Source organism: Klebsiella pneumoniae subsp. pneumoniae HS11286, assembly GCF_000240185.1.
GTDB lineage: Bacteria > Pseudomonadota > Gammaproteobacteria > Enterobacterales > Enterobacteriaceae > Klebsiella > Klebsiella pneumoniae.
Map to the genome: position 1 here is coordinate 5060187 of NC_016845.1, position 17103 is coordinate 5077289.

12 protein-coding genes are annotated in these 17103 nt (G+C 59.8%); all 12 read right to left on the reverse strand.

What is annotated here, in order from left to right; translation table 11 throughout:
• Positions 1–2: 2 nt before the first annotated feature.
• The 12 genes from KPHS_50470 to KPHS_50580 all read right to left on the reverse strand — a co-directional run bounded on the left by KPHS_50470 (position 3) and on the right by KPHS_50580 (position 16589).
• A complete protein-coding gene (locus tag KPHS_50470; RefSeq protein ID YP_005229347.1) occupies positions 3–479 on the reverse strand; it encodes a hypothetical protein in 477 nt (158 codons plus the stop codon).
• Complete coding sequence (locus tag KPHS_50480) at positions 479–4531, reverse strand: putative cellulose synthase (protein YP_005229348.1); 4053 nt, start codon at positions 4529–4531, stop codon at positions 479–481. The genes KPHS_50470 and KPHS_50480 overlap by 1 nt, the downstream gene beginning before the upstream one ends.
• The gene (locus KPHS_50490) at positions 4528–6963 is read right to left on the reverse strand and encodes a cellulose synthase regulator protein (protein YP_005229349.1); all 2436 of its coding nucleotides are present in this window, start codon (positions 6961–6963) and stop codon (positions 4528–4530) included. The genes KPHS_50480 and KPHS_50490 overlap by 4 nt, the downstream gene beginning before the upstream one ends.
• Positions 6960–9071 carry a putative cellulose synthase gene (locus KPHS_50500; protein ID YP_005229350.1) on the reverse strand — a complete coding sequence of 704 codons (2112 nt, stop codon included), beginning with the start codon at positions 9069–9071 and terminating at the stop codon, positions 6960–6962. The genes KPHS_50490 and KPHS_50500 overlap by 4 nt, the downstream gene beginning before the upstream one ends.
• Before the next feature lie 19 nt (positions 9072–9090).
• Positions 9091–9882, reverse strand: a complete 792-nt coding sequence (locus tag KPHS_50510; RefSeq protein ID YP_005229351.1) for a putative ATPase involved in chromosome partitioning — start codon at positions 9880–9882, stop codon at positions 9091–9093.
• Between the two features lies 1 nt (position 9883).
• The gene (locus tag KPHS_50520) at positions 9884–10423 is read right to left on the reverse strand and encodes a cellulose biosynthesis protein BcsO (RefSeq protein YP_005229352.1); all 540 of its coding nucleotides are present in this window, start codon (positions 10421–10423) and stop codon (positions 9884–9886) included.
• 317 nt (positions 10424–10740) lie between these two features.
• On the reverse strand, positions 10741–10920 hold the full coding sequence (locus KPHS_50530; RefSeq protein YP_005229353.1) for a hypothetical protein: 180 nt from the start codon (positions 10918–10920) through the stop codon (positions 10741–10743).
• 18 nt (positions 10921–10938) lie between these two features.
• A complete protein-coding gene (locus KPHS_50540; RefSeq protein YP_005229354.1) occupies positions 10939–11952 on the reverse strand; it encodes a dipeptide transporter ATP-binding subunit in 1014 nt (337 codons plus the stop codon).
• The gene (locus tag KPHS_50550) at positions 11949–12932 is read right to left on the reverse strand and encodes a dipeptide transport system ATP-binding component (protein YP_005229355.1); all 984 of its coding nucleotides are present in this window, start codon (positions 12930–12932) and stop codon (positions 11949–11951) included. The genes KPHS_50540 and KPHS_50550 overlap by 4 nt, the downstream gene beginning before the upstream one ends.
• Positions 12933–12942: 10 nt before the next feature.
• Positions 12943–13845 carry a dipeptide transporter gene (locus KPHS_50560; protein YP_005229356.1) on the reverse strand — a complete coding sequence of 301 codons (903 nt, stop codon included), beginning with the start codon at positions 13843–13845 and terminating at the stop codon, positions 12943–12945.
• A gap of 9 nt (positions 13846–13854) precedes the next feature.
• Entirely contained in the window at positions 13855–14790 is a 936-nt protein-coding gene (locus KPHS_50570) for a dipeptide transporter permease DppB (protein ID YP_005229357.1), read from the reverse strand.
• Between the two features lie 218 nt (positions 14791–15008).
• A complete protein-coding gene (locus KPHS_50580; RefSeq protein YP_005229358.1) occupies positions 15009–16589 on the reverse strand; it encodes a dipeptide transport protein in 1581 nt (526 codons plus the stop codon).
• Positions 16590–17103: the final 514 nt, after the last annotated feature.

Below are 17103 nucleotides of genomic sequence, written 5' to 3' on the forward strand. Positions count from 1 at the left end.
CTTTATGGATGGTAGTAGAGAAACTGAACGTCAGAGACGGAGAACACCCGCTCACGCTGCAGTATCACGTGGGCACTGCCTCCCTGACTCTGCAGCCAGCGAGAATATAACCCCTCGAGTATGGCACAGAACGCGTTGCACCAGCGCACGCGCCCCGCTTCGTCGCGGCTGACCGGCAACGCCTGATGGCGCAGGCGCAGGCCGTCCTCACCGACATCGATGGTCACCACGCCCCAGTGAAAATGAGTCAGCAGCCGGTTGATATTGGCCTCCAGATCCCCCACCGTCTCCGACGCCGGCAGCGGATGGGTCTCCGCCAGCGAGGCGCCCATCTGACGCAGGAAGGGCTGGCTTTCCAGCTCGCCGGCATTATTTAGCATACCTTCGATCATAATAATCAACAGATCGAACCATCCGGCAGGCGTCTGCTGCTGCTGAAACCAGGTCATCACCACCGGGTTATTGTTCTCCGTCATCATCAATGATCTCCTAACATATAGCGAATATAGAGCCCGGCGGTGCTTTCGTTATAATCCCCGAAGGTGTCATAGCCAATCTGACCCCCCAGGGTCATTTGTTTGTTGACCTTGTAATCCGCCCCGGCGCGCAGGGTATACCCTATGCCGCTCTTCGAGGTCGCGGAGTAGTAGGCTTCCTTGGCAAACCCATTGCTCACCGCCGTCTCCAGGGTCTGCTGCCACTCCGAATTGGTCGGGAAATAGGCGCTCTTATCCTGACTGTAAGACTGATAGCCCACCGAGCCGCCGAGCTTCATGGTCCAGTTATCATATTTCTCCGTCAGACTGACCGGCAGCGATACGCTGACGTAGTTTTGCGGACTAAAGTAGCCCCCCTGACCATAGGTGAAGTAGCTGAGGTTTTTGGAGTAATCCATATAGCTCATGCTCAACCCGGCCTGCAGCTGGCGGTATTCGTCATGGTAGGGACGAAGATAGACCCCGGCATTGGCGTTGATACTGGTGTTGCTGGCGACGTTCTGCCCCAGATAGCTGTATCCACCGCCGCCGACATAGAAGCCCGCGTCGCCGTCGTCATAGCTCAGCTGCAGGGTGCCGCCGTTTTTCGTCACCTGCCCCCAGGTTTTCCCGGAATAGGCGTCTTTCAGACCCACGTAGGAAAGCAGGCTGTCGGTTAGCGAGCGGCGTTCGCCGGTGAGGATCAGCGACAGATAGTTGGTCAGCTTGGGCGACCATTTCACCCCGCCGACTACGGTATTAAGATCCTGGCCCAACGGCGTGCTGCCGATATCGACCCGGTAATCGTCACCGCTTAACGCCAGCGCCAGTTCGACGCCGTTGGCCTTCTGCGAATCGGTCGAGCCGCTGGTCTGGTCAACGTTCGGCTTGCGGCTGGACGAAGAGAGATAGCTGGCCACCTGCCCCGCATCATAGCTCCCGAGCTTCGCCAGGTTTTCCATCCCGCTGTTGGTGGTCGGATTGAAATCTGCCGCGTTCAGGGTGCCGAGGCCGCTTAACGCCTCGGCCCCTGGATTGCTGGCGAAATAGGCCGTCCGCTCCGCCTCGGTCATCGAGGCGATCGCCGCCTGCTCGCTGGTGGCGGTACTCACCATGTTGGAGACCGCGTTAGCCAGCGGGTTGGCGCCGTAGCGACGCCAGGCGTCGCCGCTGGCGGTCCCGGCGTTCAACGACACCGGGGTGACGGTAAAGTCAAAGCGCGAGTCGCCAAACGGCGAGGATGACCAGGTCAGCGGCGTCCGGAGCTCCGTCAGCTTGCTGGTGCCCGATTCGCCGTCGCGTCCACGCACGTCCATTCCCCCCTGCAGCCAGCTGCCGGTTTTCTCCTGCAGCGACTCCATCATGGTGTCCACCTGACGCAGCATCCGCGTCTGGGCGGTGTCCACCGGCAGATCGGTGCGCTGGATCCCCGGCAGCGTGGAACCAGGCGCGGCGGCCGACTGGGCAACCTGCCACGGCATGTACTGCCCGTAGGCGGAGGCCGTCCGCGTCGGCGCCGACGTTTGCGACACGCCGATAAAGGGGTTATCCGCCGCCAGCACCCCGCCGACGGTCGGCGTTTCGCTACTGTTGGTGCTTTGCATGCCCAGCAGTTTGCCGCGGGCGCTGCGCAGATAGGTCATCGCCTGCTGATGATGTCCCTGGGCCTCCGCCACTCTCGCCAGCAGCAGCAGGCGATCCGGGGAGTTATCCTGGCGCAAACCGCCGGCCAGCTGTTCAGCGCGATCGTTGTTCCCCGCCGACAGCGCCACGTCGATGGCCCCGGCGCGCGCATCCTGGTTCGGCGTATCGCGCGTCATAAGGTAGTCATAGACCACCCCGGCCTCTTTGTTCATTTTGCCGCTCTGGTACAGCCGCGCCATGGCGAACATCAGATCGGTATTTTGCGGATCGCTTTGCATAGCGCGGATCAGCTTGTCATACGCCGCAGCGTAATTGCCCTGCTCGCGCAGGCGGTCGGCTTCGTTGATCACATAGCCATTGCGAATGCTCGCCAGCTGCGTCGGCGTACTGCTGGCCTGCAGCTGCGGATTGCTGATCAGGTTCTGCGCCTCGCCGGTTAGCCCGGCCTGATTCAGGACGGCGATCTGATCGGCGTAATCCCCGGCATTGCCGGATACGCCGCTGCTGATATTGTTGCGCACCAGCGAGACCGCGGTGGTCAGGTCGCCGCTCTCGGCCAGCAGACGCGCCAGCTTGCCGGCGTCCGCCGGGGCTTTTGGCGGCGTGGAGGCCATCGCCCGCAGGGTATTGCTGGCGGCGATGGTATTGCCCTGCGCCAGGTAGTTTTCGGCCGTCACCAACTGCAGGTTGTAGTTCACCCGCTGGCGCAAATCGCGCATATCGCTGGTCTGGCTGCCGCCGGGAACGCGCGCCAGCAGCGTCTGCGCCTGCTGCCAGGCGCCGTTTTCGCTGGCAAACAGGGCGGCGGCATACAGCGCACTGTTGCTGGCGCCGGGGCGATAGGCCGCCGACATCAGCGAAGAGGCCTCGCTGCCGTTACCCGATTTTTGCAGCAGCCGGGCCAGGTCGAGGCGCAGCCAGGGATCGTCCGGATAGCGGGCGACGCCTTCGCGCAGGGTGGCAATGGCGCCGGCTGGGTTACCGCTGCTGACCTGCGCCTGGGCCTGACGGCGCAGGGCATCGCCCGGCATACCGGCCACCACCCGCGGCTGCAGTTTTTGCCGCAGGCTCTGCGGGAGCGTCTGCAGCATCGCCTGCGCCTCGGCGGATTTATTCTGCTCGCGCAGCACGTAATAGAGGTTTTCCCGCGCCGCCGCGTTCTGCGGATCGTCATTTAACAGTGAGCGCAGCGTTTGCTCCGCCTGGGGCAAATCTTTGTTGTGCCGCAGCACATCGGCGCGGAACAGCTTCGCCGAGGCGCCCTGCGCCCCGCTCTGCTGCGCCAACGGCGCGGAGAGCGCCAGCGCCTGGCTGATATTGCCCTGCTTATAGGCCTGCTGGGCCTGCGCCAGCTGGCCGTAGAACAGCGCATCGGCCGCCTGCTGACGACGGGTCGCCGAGGCGTCGCCGCCGAGGTCCGCGGCCCGGCTCAGATACTGCGACGCGGCCTGGTAGTCGCCGCTGCGCTGGGCGATATAGCCCATGCCCGCCAGCGCATCGGCATCCTGGGGGTTAGTCTGCAATACCTCTTCAAACTGCTGCTTCGCGGCGGCGGTATTGCCGCTGTTGAGGTTGGCGTAGCCCTGGCCGCGCGCCTGACCGCTGCGCCGTTCGCGAAAGTAATTCTGAACTTCGCTGTCCTGGGGATGCCGCTGCATCCAGGTGTCGTAATACTGCTCATCCCCGGCCTGCGGGCCCAGCCAGAGCAGCGCCTGGCGCAAGCCGCTGTCCGCCTCTTTATTGCCGCTGGCCATCGGCTCGAGCAGGGCGATCCCTTCCCGGCGAGTCTCTTCCCGCCAGGTTAACGCTTTGCCCAACGCCACCCGCGGGGCGTTCTCCTGCGGATGCTGCGCCACGTACTGGCGCAGCTCGCTGATAGCCTGCGGATAGAGCGATTTGTCGCTGGCCATGGTCAGGTAATATTCCGCCGCCAGCTCGGCAGGCGGCGTATTGCCATTGAACATGCTGCGCCAGGTCGCCAGCGCCCCGGGGATATTGCCTCCGCGCGCCTGCTGGCGGGCCAGGCTGAGCTGGCCCTGCGGCACCTGCGACATCTTTTTGGCGTTGTCCAGATCCTGTAGTCCCGGGCTGTCAGGGGCCGCTTTCGCCAGACGCGCGCGCCACTGCGCCGCCGCCTGCATATCGCCGCCCTGCTGCGACCAGAGCGCCATCAGATACAGCGCCTGGGTGTTGTTGGCATCCACCGAGAGCACCTTCTGCAGGGACTCCATCGCCAGCTCGTCATGAGATTTCTCATGCCAGTAGTTGGCCTGAGCGAACAGCGCCTGTAGCGCCGCGTCGTTCCCCGCCGCCAGCGCGCCGCCCGAGGCAGCGAGAGTCAACGCGCCGGTGAGGCAGAACGTGGTAAGCCGACGGGAGGTCTTCATCGTTATTATTATCTTTCTTTTCATTGGTTATCCCCCGAACCCAGACGCTTACGGGCGTGACGTTTAAACATCGCGGTCAGCGCCAGTCCCATTATCGAGGTGGCAATCAGCCCCAGCACCGCCAGGAAACCTGAGTGCTGGCTGGCATACCAGACCGCCATCATGTACCACGGCATCTGACCGCTGGGGAACGGCGTACTCACCTGGAAGCTGCGCACCCCGTTATCGCTGGTGATCACCGCGGTATCGCCGCGGATCCCGGCGTTAATGCGCGGCGATTCCAGATCGGTCTTCAGTCGCGCCAGCTGGTCATCATTGCTGGCCAGCGCCACCACCACCAGGCGGGTGGAATTCCACGGCGAGCGATAGCTGATGAACCCGCGCCAGGCGCTGCTCGACGAAAAGTAGCGATCGGCGTCGAGGCTGGCGGAAGTCCAGTCGCCGGTGAGCCGGCGCTGGACTTTTTGCCACAGGTCTGGCTCGCGGACGCTCAGCACATTATCTACCGGGCGATAGGGTGAGTCGGCCAGCAGGCTCTGGTTAAAGGCCTGCTGATCGAGAGCGGTGACCGCCAGCACGTCACGTTCACGCAGCGACTGCAAATCCCCCCCGCCGGTGGGCATCCCGAGCACGACGCGGTTATTCGCCAGCGCGGTGCCGGTCGCGTTCCCGGAGCGTGCCGCCAGATTCAGCAGGGTCGCCACCTGGGTTTCAGACGGGTCCGCCGGCAGCAGGAGGGTCGTCTGCGAATAGTCCGCCAGCCGCGAGAAGGGGAACGAGGCGCCGACAAAGTAGGAGAGATTGGGCAACAGCGAGAAGTGACGCGTCTTGCTCAAATCGATCCAGGAGTCGTCAGTGATCCGGCTCTTGATATTGTTATTCAGCAGCACCGAACACGGAACATCGTCCTTTGGCACCACATTGAAGTACATCGACAGCTGGTTATCGCCGTAAATCAGGTAAGGCGCCAGCGGGATGGTAAAGCGCTCCTGGCGCGCATCGCCCCCGAGGTAGCGCCAGACTTTCTCCAGCGGCCCCTGCTTGTTCATCGGCAGGTTGTTGAGGAAGGTGCCATTGAGCGTGACGCTCAGCAAGGACTTGTCCTCATTAATCCAGCTTTCCGACGGGAAGCGGTAGCCAACCTGTAGCGGAATGGTCTCCCCATCCCACAGATAGAGATCGGGCGCGGCGCGGAAGGCGATACGTAAAGGTTCGTGCCAGACGCCGCTGACGGTCGGGCTTTGGTCCTTACGCAGCAGCTCGCTGAGCTTGACCGGACGATCGGTGGGGATCCAGCGCGGGGCATCATATGCTTTGCCAACCGGGATGGTCTGCGGTTCGACATCCAGCGTCGCGGTTTGCGGCGCAAAGTTGCCGCGGGTTAACCGCCAGGCGGCCATGCGCAGCGCCGTATCGTTTTTACCGACAATCAGCAGCAGTTTATAGGCCGGATTGGCGGGGTTGGCGATGATGCGCAGCAGCGGCTTATCGGTTTCCGGCAGCATCATGCCGCCCACCTGCTCCCCCGGATGGCCAATCACGATGCCGTGGCGTTCCGGCAGACGGTCGCGCAGAGCGCTGAAGGCAATGCCGCGATAGTCCGCCTGGATACCCAGCCAGGAGGAGATCAGCGCCGCGGCGCTGAAGACGTCCGCCGACGGCTTGGCCCCATAGGCGACCGCAATGTCCGCCGGGGTCATCTGCATGCTGTCAAAGAAGGGCCGCGGGAAGTGGCTCAGGTCGTCGCTGATGTTCAGCTGCTGGCTTTCCCAGCTGAAATGCGACGTGGGCAGCACCGTCACCCGCGACGTATCATGAATGTCACGCTGGCACTGCAGGGTATCGCCATCGTTGATCTTCACGCTCAGGTTATTGCTGGAGACCATCAGCGCGGGCGGAATATCCAGCTGATAATGGGAGACATCCTCGCCATCGGCGCCCAGCGGCAGCGTGCCGAGCGGTTGACCGTTGAGCATCAGCTGCAGGGTGGCGTTGCGGCTCGCCATCTCCGGCGATACGCGAACGGCAAGGCTGAGCTGCGAATGGATCACCACCTGATCGGCAGGCAGGGTAAAGCTGACCCCACCCTGTCGCTGGCCGCCGCTGAGGATAATCCCGTCCGGCATCCCCATCTGCGCCAGATTCAGATCGCCTCCCCAGACCGGAGCGACAGGAATGACCTCCGGCGCGGCCGTGCCGCTCACCGGCGGGGGTAAGTCCGGCATAACCGGCGCAGGGGCCGTCGCCGCCGCATCGCCGGCGGTGGCGGGGGCTGCCGGAGAGGCGCCCTCCTCCGGCGAGGCAGCCGGAGGTTCGTCGCCGGGCTCGCTGTCCGCCGCGTCGTTGAGCTGCGGGAAGCTCAGCGGGGCAGCGGCGCCGGAGCCCGGTTCTTCACTGTGTAGCGCAGGCGCAGAGAGCATCCCTGCCAGCAGCGCCAGCGTGGTTAATCGCTTCATAACGTCCCATCCTCCTGCGCCGTTTTCGCCACTGTTGCCCGATTGCGCTGGCTGCGACGGGTTTTCCACGTCAGCCAGAACAGTTCGAACACGCAGCGTAAAATGGTGAAGAAGGAGCGGAACGGGTTATCCTGCGGGCGCGGCGGATTAATCCGCGCATCCGCGCGGGCCAGCACCACGCGCACCAGTTCACGGCGGCGCGAAAGCGGAATATCTTCATCAAACTTGAGGCGCAGGAAGCGCTCGTCAGAGGTGACCAGCTGGGCCGGGATCGAGATAGCCCCGGACTGCAGGATCAGCTCAATCTCTTCGATGTCATCCTCCAGATGGCGATTATCAGGCGCGACCACGCGGCAGCCGCCCATCGACAGGTCCGCGGTATGGCTGCGCGAGACGATGCCGCTGGCGTAATGGATCACCACCGGAATATCGACATCGATACGAATGGTTTTTCGCACCTGCCGCGTTTCGCGCGCCACGGCAATCGCCGCCAGCAGGAAGATCAGACTGTAGATCCCCCACCCGACGTTGAGGGCGATAACGTTGGGATCCGAGCCAAAATAGTCATGGCCAATCGCCCGGACGATGCCGACGATCACCCCCAGGGCCAGCAGGCAGGCCACCACCAGGTGCGGGCGCACCACGGTGAAATCGAAGTAGCCGACGTCCAGCAGCCCCCCCTTATCGGTAACGTTAAACTTGCCGCGTTTGGGGAAAATCATCGTCACCAGGGTCGGCAGCACCAGGTGGAAGGCCAGCACAATATCGTAGATCTCCCCCCAGAAGCTGTAGCGATAGCGGCCGTTCATTCGCGAACCAACGTAAATAGCGAGGAACAGGTGCGGCAGGGCATAGGAGACAATCAGGCTCGCCGACGAGTAAATAATATTGAGGTTAAACAGCAGGTAAGCCAGCGGGGCAGTGACAAACACCACCCTGGGCAGCGCGAACTGGTAGTAGAGCATGGCGCTGAGATAGCACAAGCGCTGCTGAAAAGTAAGCCCGCGGCCAAACAGCGGATTATCGACGCGGAAAATCTGCGTCATCCCGCGCGCCCAGCGGGTACGCTGGATGACGTGCACCACCAGGCGTTCAGTAGCGAGGCCTGCGGCCAGCGGGATATCGAGAAAGGCCGACTTCCACCCCAGACGCTGAAACTTCAGCGCCGTATGAGCATCTTCGGTCACCGTTTCGACGGCGAAACCGCCGATCTGCGCCAGCGCCTCGCGACGGATCACCGCGCAGGAGCCGCAGAAAAAGGTGGCGTTCCAGTTGTCGTTCCCCTGCTGAATCGGGCCATAGAACAACATCCCTTCGTTGGGAATGTTGCGTCCGACGGAGAGGTTACGTTCAAACGGGTCCGGGGAATAGAAGTAGTGCGGCGTCTGCACCAGAGCCAGCATCGGGTCTTTCAGGAAACCGCCGACGGTGGCCTGCAGGAAGACGCGCGTGGCGACGTGGTCGCAGTCGAAAACGCAGATAAGCTCCCCCTGAGTCAGGGTCAGCGCATGGTTAAGGTTCCCCGCTTTGGCGTGCTTGTTGTCATTGCGGGTGATATAGCCCACGCCGACGTCGGCGGCGAAGACGGCAAACTCGCTGCGCTTACCGTCATCCAGAAGATAGATTTTCATTTTATCTTTTGGATAATCAATGCATTGTGCCGCCAGGACGGTATCGCGCACCACCTCCAGCGGTTCGTTATAGCTCGGAATATAGATATCGACCGTCGGCCACTTACTCATATCATCCGGCAGCGGAACAATGCCGCGCTTCAGCGGCCAGACCGTCTGCAGATAGTTAAGCAGTAGCATCACCCAGATATAGACTTCCGCCAGAAAGAGTCCCATGCCGAGAATAGCTTCAATGGACGAGTTGAAGTGCAGGGTCTGCGTGAGGCGAAAATACATGTAACGGGTGGACATCAGCAGCGACGTGACGACCATAATGACCGATACGCTGCGGCGCTTGCTGAAGCCCATCAGAAAGAGAATACCGATACTTAACAGACCAAAAATATACTGCTTTTGGCTGTCCATCGGCGTGATCACCACCAGCACGGCGACGGGTGACAGCACCAGCGCCAGCAACCAAAAAAGAGATTTTTTCATTCAGCAGCCCTGCAAAAAGTTAACGCCCTGACATGCGTGGCTGGCTGTGCACCGTGCCATCGCCAATATGAATACCCAACAGCGAAGATATTTTTTTAGCCATGATTTCAATATCGAAGGCCGCTGCCGAGGAAGCGTTAAAGTCCAGGATCGACTTCTGCGAGGCATTGGCCTCCACCACGCTTTCATCACGATGGATCACGCCAAGCAGTCGCTCGCCCAGTTTCTCTTCCATCAGGCTGGTGACGTCCCGGCTGACCTGGCGACGGCTATCGCTTTGGTTAATGACGAAATAGTGCCCGTGCTTATGATTCAGCGCCGCGCCGGTCAGGCGCTGCTTTTCTACGTGCGCCAGGGTCGACATCGAGGCGGTATCCGCCAGCAGCGGGATAAGATGCAGGTCCGCCAGCCCCGTCAGCGCCTTTAGCGCGGGCGAAGGTCCAGGGGGCATATCGGCGATGGTGATAAGCCCGGGATAATTAAGCAGCGCGGACAGACCGCGCTGGAGGAAATGGTCATTATGGGTCAGTTGCTCATCAAACGCCTGACGCTGCGCCTCGCTCACTTCGCCATATGGCAGGACGAAAATATTACTGCCGGCGCTCAACACGCACTGGCTCCAGTCGTGCAGCTCCAGCGCCTTCGCCACATAGCCCCGCTCATCGTTCAGCGGTACGCCAAAATGCAAACGCAGCGCGTTCTGGACATCAAAATCCAGCGCCAGAACTTTGCTGCCCGTCCGCGCCAGCGAATAGGCTAAATGGCCGCCAGGGTCGTTTTCCCTACGCCGCCTTTCGGTGAACAGACGCAAATCAACGGCATGTCGCGATCCTTTCCAGAAGTGATTTCAAAGGCTGGTCTTTATTTTTCGCCACCGGCTCCGCGCTTTTCGCGGCGAACAGGTGGGCATAGTTCTCGGCGGCGGGCGCGGGTCGGGGGGCCATTCTCGGCGGCGGCGCCATGGCCGGTTCCGACGCCGGAATTGAAGGCGCAGGGGTCGGCGCAGGCTCCTGCCTGACCGGCTCCGGTGCGGCTGCGGCGGTCTCCACGACCGGCTGGGAAGTAGCAGGCGCGGCCGAAGCGGCAGACACAACAGGATCAGAGGTTGGCGCCGCTGCTACGGCCGCCTCTACCTGGCGGAACAGATCCGCAGGCACCGACTGCGGCAACGGCGCGGAGACCGAGCCTCCCAGCGCCAGAGAAGAGGATTTCTCGGCGCCGGGATTTAGCTGATTGAGGATCGCCCAGTCGCCGTGTTCCCGCGTGGCGGCTTGCGAAGAAAGATCCTGAAAGTTGAGGTTTTGCGTCCGCGATTTTTCTTGAAAGCGCTGCAGATCATCATAATGGTTCATTGATAACCTCATGATTTTAAAAATTTCATATTAAGTTTGTTGTTATTTTCTGGGTATATTAAAAATATCGTGACGCTTCTGGGATGGCAGATAACGCGCCGATGGTGACGTACCAATACACACGATTGACAGGGTTATAATAGTTTAGAATTTGATTTTCGGGATGATTCCACGGCAGAAGTATCGCTACACTAACATTTCCCTTGCAGAAGGGTAGCCCCATTTTTTAGGTATGCGTACATCCTTAACTTCCCGCAATCACCACGCTTCCCAGTCGTTTTTATATAAAAGTATTAGGTCATGATGAAATCATAGCGTCAGATCAGCGAAAGAATAAACCTGAACCATTTTAATTTCTCTTTAATTCTATAAAAATGGACTGAAAGGCTTATTTTTTCGGATAATCTACGAAGAATGCTCTGAGAGCGTGACATAAACTGCGGCAATATGCGTAAGCGCCAGGTTTTATCCACGGCGGGAGAGAAGCTCCCGGCCATGGGACCGGGAGCGCGCCATCAGGCGTGGGACTTTTGCGGATTCTCATCCTGGTCGACGGCAAAGCAGGCCACCAGCTGGCCGCCGTAATCCTTCAGCTGCGGCTGGAGCTGAGTGCAGGGGCCAAAGCGACGGCGACAGCGCGCGTTAAAGGCGCAGCCCGGTGGCGGATTTAGCGGGCTCGGCAGTTCGCCGGTCAGCTTGATTCGCTCGCGCCGGTCGTCTGGGTTCAGACGCGGCGTCGCCGACAGCAGCGCCTGGGTGTACGGATGACGCGGATTGTTGAAGATCTGGTCTTTGGTGCCCTTCTCCACGCAGCGGCCGAGATACATCACCATCACTTCATCGGCGATGTGCTCAACGACCGACAGATCGTGGGAGATAAACACGTAGGACAGCCCTAAATCCTGCTGCAGATCCATCATCAGGTTCAGCACCTGAGCTCGTACCGAAACGTCCAGCGCGGAGACCGGCTCATCGGCAATCACCACATCTGGATCCAGCATTAGCCCGCGAGCAATAGCGATACGCTGACGCTGACCGCCGGAGAACATATGCGGGTAGCGATCGTAATGCTCGGTTTTCAGGCCCACTTTCGCCATCATCGCCAGCGCTTTTTCACGCCGCTGCTCTTTGCTCAGGCTGCTGTTAATCAGCAGCGGCTCCTCCAGAATCTGCCCCACTTTTTTACGCGGGTTCAGCGAACCATACGGGTTCTGGAACACAATCTGGATTTTTTGCCGCCGCAGCTTCTGCGCCTGCGGGTCGTGCTTAAGCAGATCCTGCCCCTGATAATAGAGCTCGCCGCCGGTGGGGATCTCAATCATCGTCAGCAGACGACCGAGGGTCGATTTGCCGCAGCCCGACTCCCCCACTACCGCCAGCGTTTTACCGCGCTCAAGGGTAAAGGAGACGCCGTCCAGCGCCTTCACCAGCCGTTCCGGGGCGAATAACCCCTTCTTCACCGGATAGTGTTTTTTCAGATCAATGGCCTGCAACAGCGGTTGTGGCGTGGCGGCCTTTTGCGTACTCATAATCCAGGCCTCCCGGCATCATCGAGTGGGTAGTGACATTTAGACTGGCGGCCGCCGGTCAGATCCGCGAGCGCCGGCTCTTCGCTACGGCATTTATCCGTGGCGTAGGGGCAGCGCGGATTAAGCAGGCAGCCGTTGGGACGGTCATATTTCCCCGGCACCACGCCCGGCAGCGAGGCCAGACGCGCTTTATCCTGGGCGAATTCCGGCAGCGCGCGCAGCAGCGCCTGGGTATAAGGATGGCGCGGCGCGCGGAAGATATCTTTCGCGTCACCGGTCTCCACCACCTGACCCGCGTACATAACGATAATTTTATGCGCGGCTTCCGCCACCAACGCCAGGTCGTGGGTGATCAGCACCAGCGCCATATTCTCCTGCTGCTGCAGATCCAGCAGTAGCTCAATGATTTGCGCCTGAATGGTCACGTCCAGCGCGGTGGTCGGTTCATCGGCAATCAGTAGTTTTGGCCGACAGGCAATCGCCATCGCGATCATCACGCGCTGGCTCATGCCGCCGGAAAGCTGATGCGGATAGACGTCCAGCCGCGAGGCCGGATCGGGAATGCCCACCAGGTTCAGCAGGTCGATGGCCCGCTGGCGGCGGGTTTGCTTATTACCACCCTGATGGACCTTAATCGCTTCCATAATCTGGTAGCCGACGGTAAAGCACGGGTTGAGGCTGGTCATTGGATCCTGGAAGATCATCGCCACTTCCGCCCCCACCAGCTGGCGCCGCTCTTTTTCAGAGATGCGCTGCAGATCGCGGCCGTTAAATTCCAGTTTATCCGCCATCACCCGGCCGGGATAGTCAATCAGCCCCATAATCGCCAGCGAGCTGACGGATTTACCGGAGCCGGACTCCCCGACGATACCGACCACTTCACCCTGCTTCACGCTATAGCTGATGCGGTCTACGGCGCGGAACGGCGCGTTTTCATCGCCGAAATGCACCGATAATTTATCTACATTCAATAACGCCATCTCGAACCTCTTACTGCTTCAGTTTGGGATCGAGCGCGTCACGCAGACCGTCACCCATCAGGTTAAATGCCAGCACCGTCAGCAGGATCGCCACGCCCGGGAAGGTGACTACCCACCAGGCGCTCTGCGCGAACTGCAACACGTCGGAAAGCATGGTGCCCCACTCCGGCGTCGGCGGCTGCGCGCCCATGCCGAGGAACCCCAGCGCTGCCATGTCGAGAATGGCGTTGGAAAAGCCCAGCGACGCCTGAACGATCAGCGGCGCGAGACAGTTAGGCAGAATATTAACGAACATCTGGCGCATCGCGCCGGCGCCCGCTACGCGGGAGGCGGTCACGTAGTCACGGTTGACCTCCACCAGCACCGCAGCGCGCGTGAGACGCACATAGTGCGGGAGCGCCACGAAGGTTAGCGCCAGCGAGGCGTTGACGATGGAGGGCCCGAAGATTGCCACCAGCACCAGCGCCAGCAGCAGACTCGGCAGCGCCAGCATAATATCGACGACGCGCATGATGATTGAGTCCACCACTCCGCCGAAATAGCCCGCCACCAGGCCGAGCACCACGCCGAGGATCAGCGACAGAACCACCACCAGGCAGCCCACCAGCAGCGACAGGCGGGCGCCGTACATCAGGCGCGACAGAATATCGCGGCCCACGTCGTCGGTGCCGAGCAGATGCGCCATGCTGCCGCCGTCCTGCCAGAACGGCGGCGCCAGCAGCGAATCACGGAACTGATCCGCCGGGTTATAGGGGGCGAGGAAGTTGGCGAATACCGCGATGACGATCATCACCACCACGTATACCAGCCCGACGACTGCCCCTTTGTTGCGTTTGAAATAGTGCCAGAACTCCTGCAGCGGAGTCATGGGTACCGGCGCAGCGATAACTTTATTTTCAGTAACTTGTGACATGATGGCCCCTTACTTCTTATGCCGGATACGCGGGTTCACCACGCCGTACAGCAGGTCGACCAGCAGGTTGACGAGGATAATCATCGTCGCCACCAGCAGCACCCCGCCCTGCACCACCGGATAATCGCGACGCTGCAGCGCGTCGATCAGCCAGCGACCTAAACCAGGCCATGAGAAAATGGTTTCGGTCAGGATGGCGCCCGCCAGCAGGGTGCCCACCTGCAGACCAATCACCGTGACCACCGGCAGCATCGCGTTACGCAGCGCGTGGATCACGATCACCCGCATCCGGGTCAGGCCTTTGGCGCGCGCGGTACGGATATAGTCTTCGCCAAGCACTTCCAGCATCGACGAACGGGTCATACGCACGATCACCGCCAGCGGGATGGTGCCCAGCACGATAGCGGGCAGGATCATATGCATTAAGGCGTCAATAAAGTCGCCCTGCTCGCCCCAGATGGCGGTGTCGATCAGCATAAAGCCGGTCAGCGGCAGGGTATCGTCAAGGAATACCGTATCGCTGATGCGCCCGGAGACCGGCGTCAGGTTCAGCTGTACCGAAACCAGCATAATCAGCATCATGCCCCACCAGAAGATAGGCATTGAGTAGCCGGTCAGCGCCAGGCCCACCGCGGTGTGGTCAAAGATGGAGCCGCGTTTTACCGCAGCCAGCACGCCCACCGGAATGCCGACGGCGACGGCGAAGATCATCGCGCAGACGCCCAGCTCAAGAGTGGCTTTAAAGCGCGGGACAAACTCCTGCCACACGGGAATGCGGCTTTTCAGCGAGATGCCTAAATCGCCGTGCAGCACGCCCCAGATATAGTGGGCATATTGCTGCCACAGCGGCTTATCAAGGCCCATTTCGGCCAGCAGCTGCGCGTGACGTTCGGGGGAAATACCACGTTCGCCCGCCATAATCATCACCGGATCGCCGGGGATCATATGGACGAAAGCAAAGGTGAGAAGGGTGATACCGATAAATGTCGGGATGACTAGTCCCAGACGTCGGAGAATAAACTGCAACATAACCCGGATTCTCTCTAGTGACGCCCCGCCTGGCGACAGGGCGTCTGTATTGCTCACAAAAGCATTCCCCGGAATAGCGGGAATACGCCCCCCGCCTCTCCCACGCGGGGAGAGGGGGTCAGGCATCGTGCTTATTATTCGACAGAGACGTTATCGAAGTGGTGTTTGCCCAGCGGGTCCACCACATAGCCTTTGACTTCTTTACGCACCGGCTCATAGACGGTGGAGTGAGCAATGATCAGCGCCGGAGCCTGGTCATGCATCACTACCTGAGCCTGTTTGTACAGTTCAATACGCTTGTTGTGGTCGTCGGTAGCGCGGGCCGGCTGAATAAGATCTTCAAACGGCTTATAGCACCAGCGCGAGTAGTTGGAGCCGTCTTTCGCCGCGGCGCAGCTGAACAGGGTCGCGAAGAAGTTATCCGGATCCCCGTTGTCGCCGGTCCAGCCCATCATCACGCTCTGGTGCTCGCCCGCTTTCGCCCGCTTCAGATACTCGCCCCACTCGTAGGTGACGATCTTGGCCTGGACGCCAATCTTGGCCCAGTCAGCCTGAATCATCTCCGCCATGCGGCGGGCGTTCGGGTTGTACGGACGCTGTACCGGCATCGCCCACAGATCGATGGTGAAGCCTTTTTCCAGGCCCGCTTCTTTCAGCAGCTGCTTCGCCTTCTCCGGATCGTAGGTGTAGTCCTTAACGTCGTCGTTATAGCCCCACATGGTCGGCGGGATCAGGTTCTTCGCCGCCTGGCCTGCGCCCTGGTAAACCGCTTTGATGATCGCTTCTTTGTTGACCGCGTAGGTCAGCGCCTGACGTACTTTGACGTCGTCCAGCGGTTTCTTCTCGGTGTTAAAGGAGAGATAACCAACGTTCAGACCCGGCTGTTCTAGCAGGGTAATGTTCTTATCTTCCTTCATGCGCGCGATGTCGGCCGGGTTCGGGTACGGCATCACCTGGCACTCGTTTTTCTGCAGCTTGGCATAGCGCACGGAAGCGTCCGGGGTGATGGAGAAGACCAGACGATCGATCTTCGGCTTGGTACCCCAGTAGCCCGGGAAGGCTTTATACAGAATGCGGGAATCTTTCTGGTATTGCAGCAGCTGGAATGGGCCGGTACCGATAGGATTGAGATCCACTTTTTCCGGCGTGCCGGCTTTCAGCATGTTGTCAGCATACTCTTTCGAAAGAATGGAGGCGAAGTCCATGGCCAGATCAGCGAGGAACGGCGCTTCCGGACGGGTCAGGACGAACTGGACGGTATTATCGTCCACTTTCTTCACTTCGCTAATCAGGTCCGGTAAGCCCATCCCTTCAAAGTATTCATAGCTGCCGCCAGAAACTTTATGGTACGGGTTATTAGTATTCTTCTGGCGATCGAAGGAGAACACCACGTCATCGGCGTTCAGGTCACGGGTTGGTTTAAAGTCTTTATTATCCTGCCACTTCACACCCTGACGGAGGTGGAAAGTATAGGTTTTGCCATCCGCACTGACTTCCCATTTCTCAGCAAGTCCTGGAATAACTTCCGTCGTACCGGTTTTAAATTCGACCAGGCGGTTATAGATCGGTACGGAGCTGGCATCATAGGTGGTGCCAGAGGTGAAGAGCTGTGGGTTAAATCCTTCCGGCGAGCCTTCAGAACAATAAACCAGGGTTTTCGCTTGCACGCTGGCGGCGACGGTCATGGCGACCAGGCTCAGACCAAGCTTCAGCATCCCTGATTTCTTCAAGGAAATACTCATTATTCTGCTCCAAAATTGTGATGTTGTTTGCATATATCCGCCGGACCTTTATTTATTTTTTACCCGGTCCGGTCGGTGGTGCCCGAAGGCGTAGAGAGAGATGGGGATTCCTTTCGCAAAAACGACTGAGTTGCAGTACGGATTCTCCATGAAATGCCCCTCATGCCCTACAATCTGTCAACAGAATGGGGAAACGTCAATACAGCCAGCCGGGTTTTACATCCAGCGTGAGAAACGGCAGGCAAAGATTAAAAAAACTTCAGGACGCTATTTTCAGCAGAGAAATTTATGCTACTGGCAATTCAGCAGAATAAAGACCTTATTAATTTGCAACACCCAGTGGGAAACAATGCCAGCAAATGAGAAAAATTTCTTGCTGTGTGACCAATATGTGAGCGATTAATAGCGTGAACGTTAAAACGCACAGCGGAAAATGCTGCATTCAGCCATAAGCTTCGCGAAAAAAGATCTGTTCATCGATAAAAAA

Coding starts and splice junctions, on each gene's coding strand:
- KPHS_50560 (YP_005229356.1), bottom strand. CDS start 13,845: ATGTCACAAGTTACTGAAAATAAAGTTATCGCTGCGCCGGTACCCATG.
- KPHS_50580 (YP_005229358.1), bottom strand. CDS start 16,589: ATGCTGAAGCTTGGTCTGAGCCTGGTCGCCATGACCGTCGCCGCCAGC.
- KPHS_50470 (YP_005229347.1), bottom strand. CDS start 479: ATGATGACGGAGAACAATAACCCGGTGGTGATGACCTGGTTTCAGCAG.
- KPHS_50530 (YP_005229353.1), bottom strand. CDS start 10,920: ATGGCCGGGAGCTTCTCTCCCGCCGTGGATAAAACCTGGCGCTTACGC.
- KPHS_50500 (YP_005229350.1), bottom strand. CDS start 9,071: ATGAAAAAATCTCTTTTTTGGTTGCTGGCGCTGGTGCTGTCACCCGTC.
- KPHS_50570 (YP_005229357.1), bottom strand. CDS start 14,790: ATGATCCCCGGCGATCCGGTGATGATTATGGCGGGCGAACGTGGTATT.
- KPHS_50520 (YP_005229352.1), bottom strand. CDS start 10,423: ATGAACCATTATGATGATCTGCAGCGCTTTCAAGAAAAATCGCGGACG.
- KPHS_50480 (YP_005229348.1), bottom strand. CDS start 4,531: ATGAAAAGAAAGATAATAATAACGATGAAGACCTCCCGTCGGCTTACC.
- KPHS_50550 (YP_005229355.1), bottom strand. CDS start 12,932: ATGGCGTTATTGAATGTAGATAAATTATCGGTGCATTTCGGCGATGAA.
- KPHS_50490 (YP_005229349.1), bottom strand. CDS start 6,963: ATGAAGCGATTAACCACGCTGGCGCTGCTGGCAGGGATGCTCTCTGCG.
- KPHS_50540 (YP_005229354.1), bottom strand. CDS start 11,952: ATGAGTACGCAAAAGGCCGCCACGCCACAACCGCTGTTGCAGGCCATT.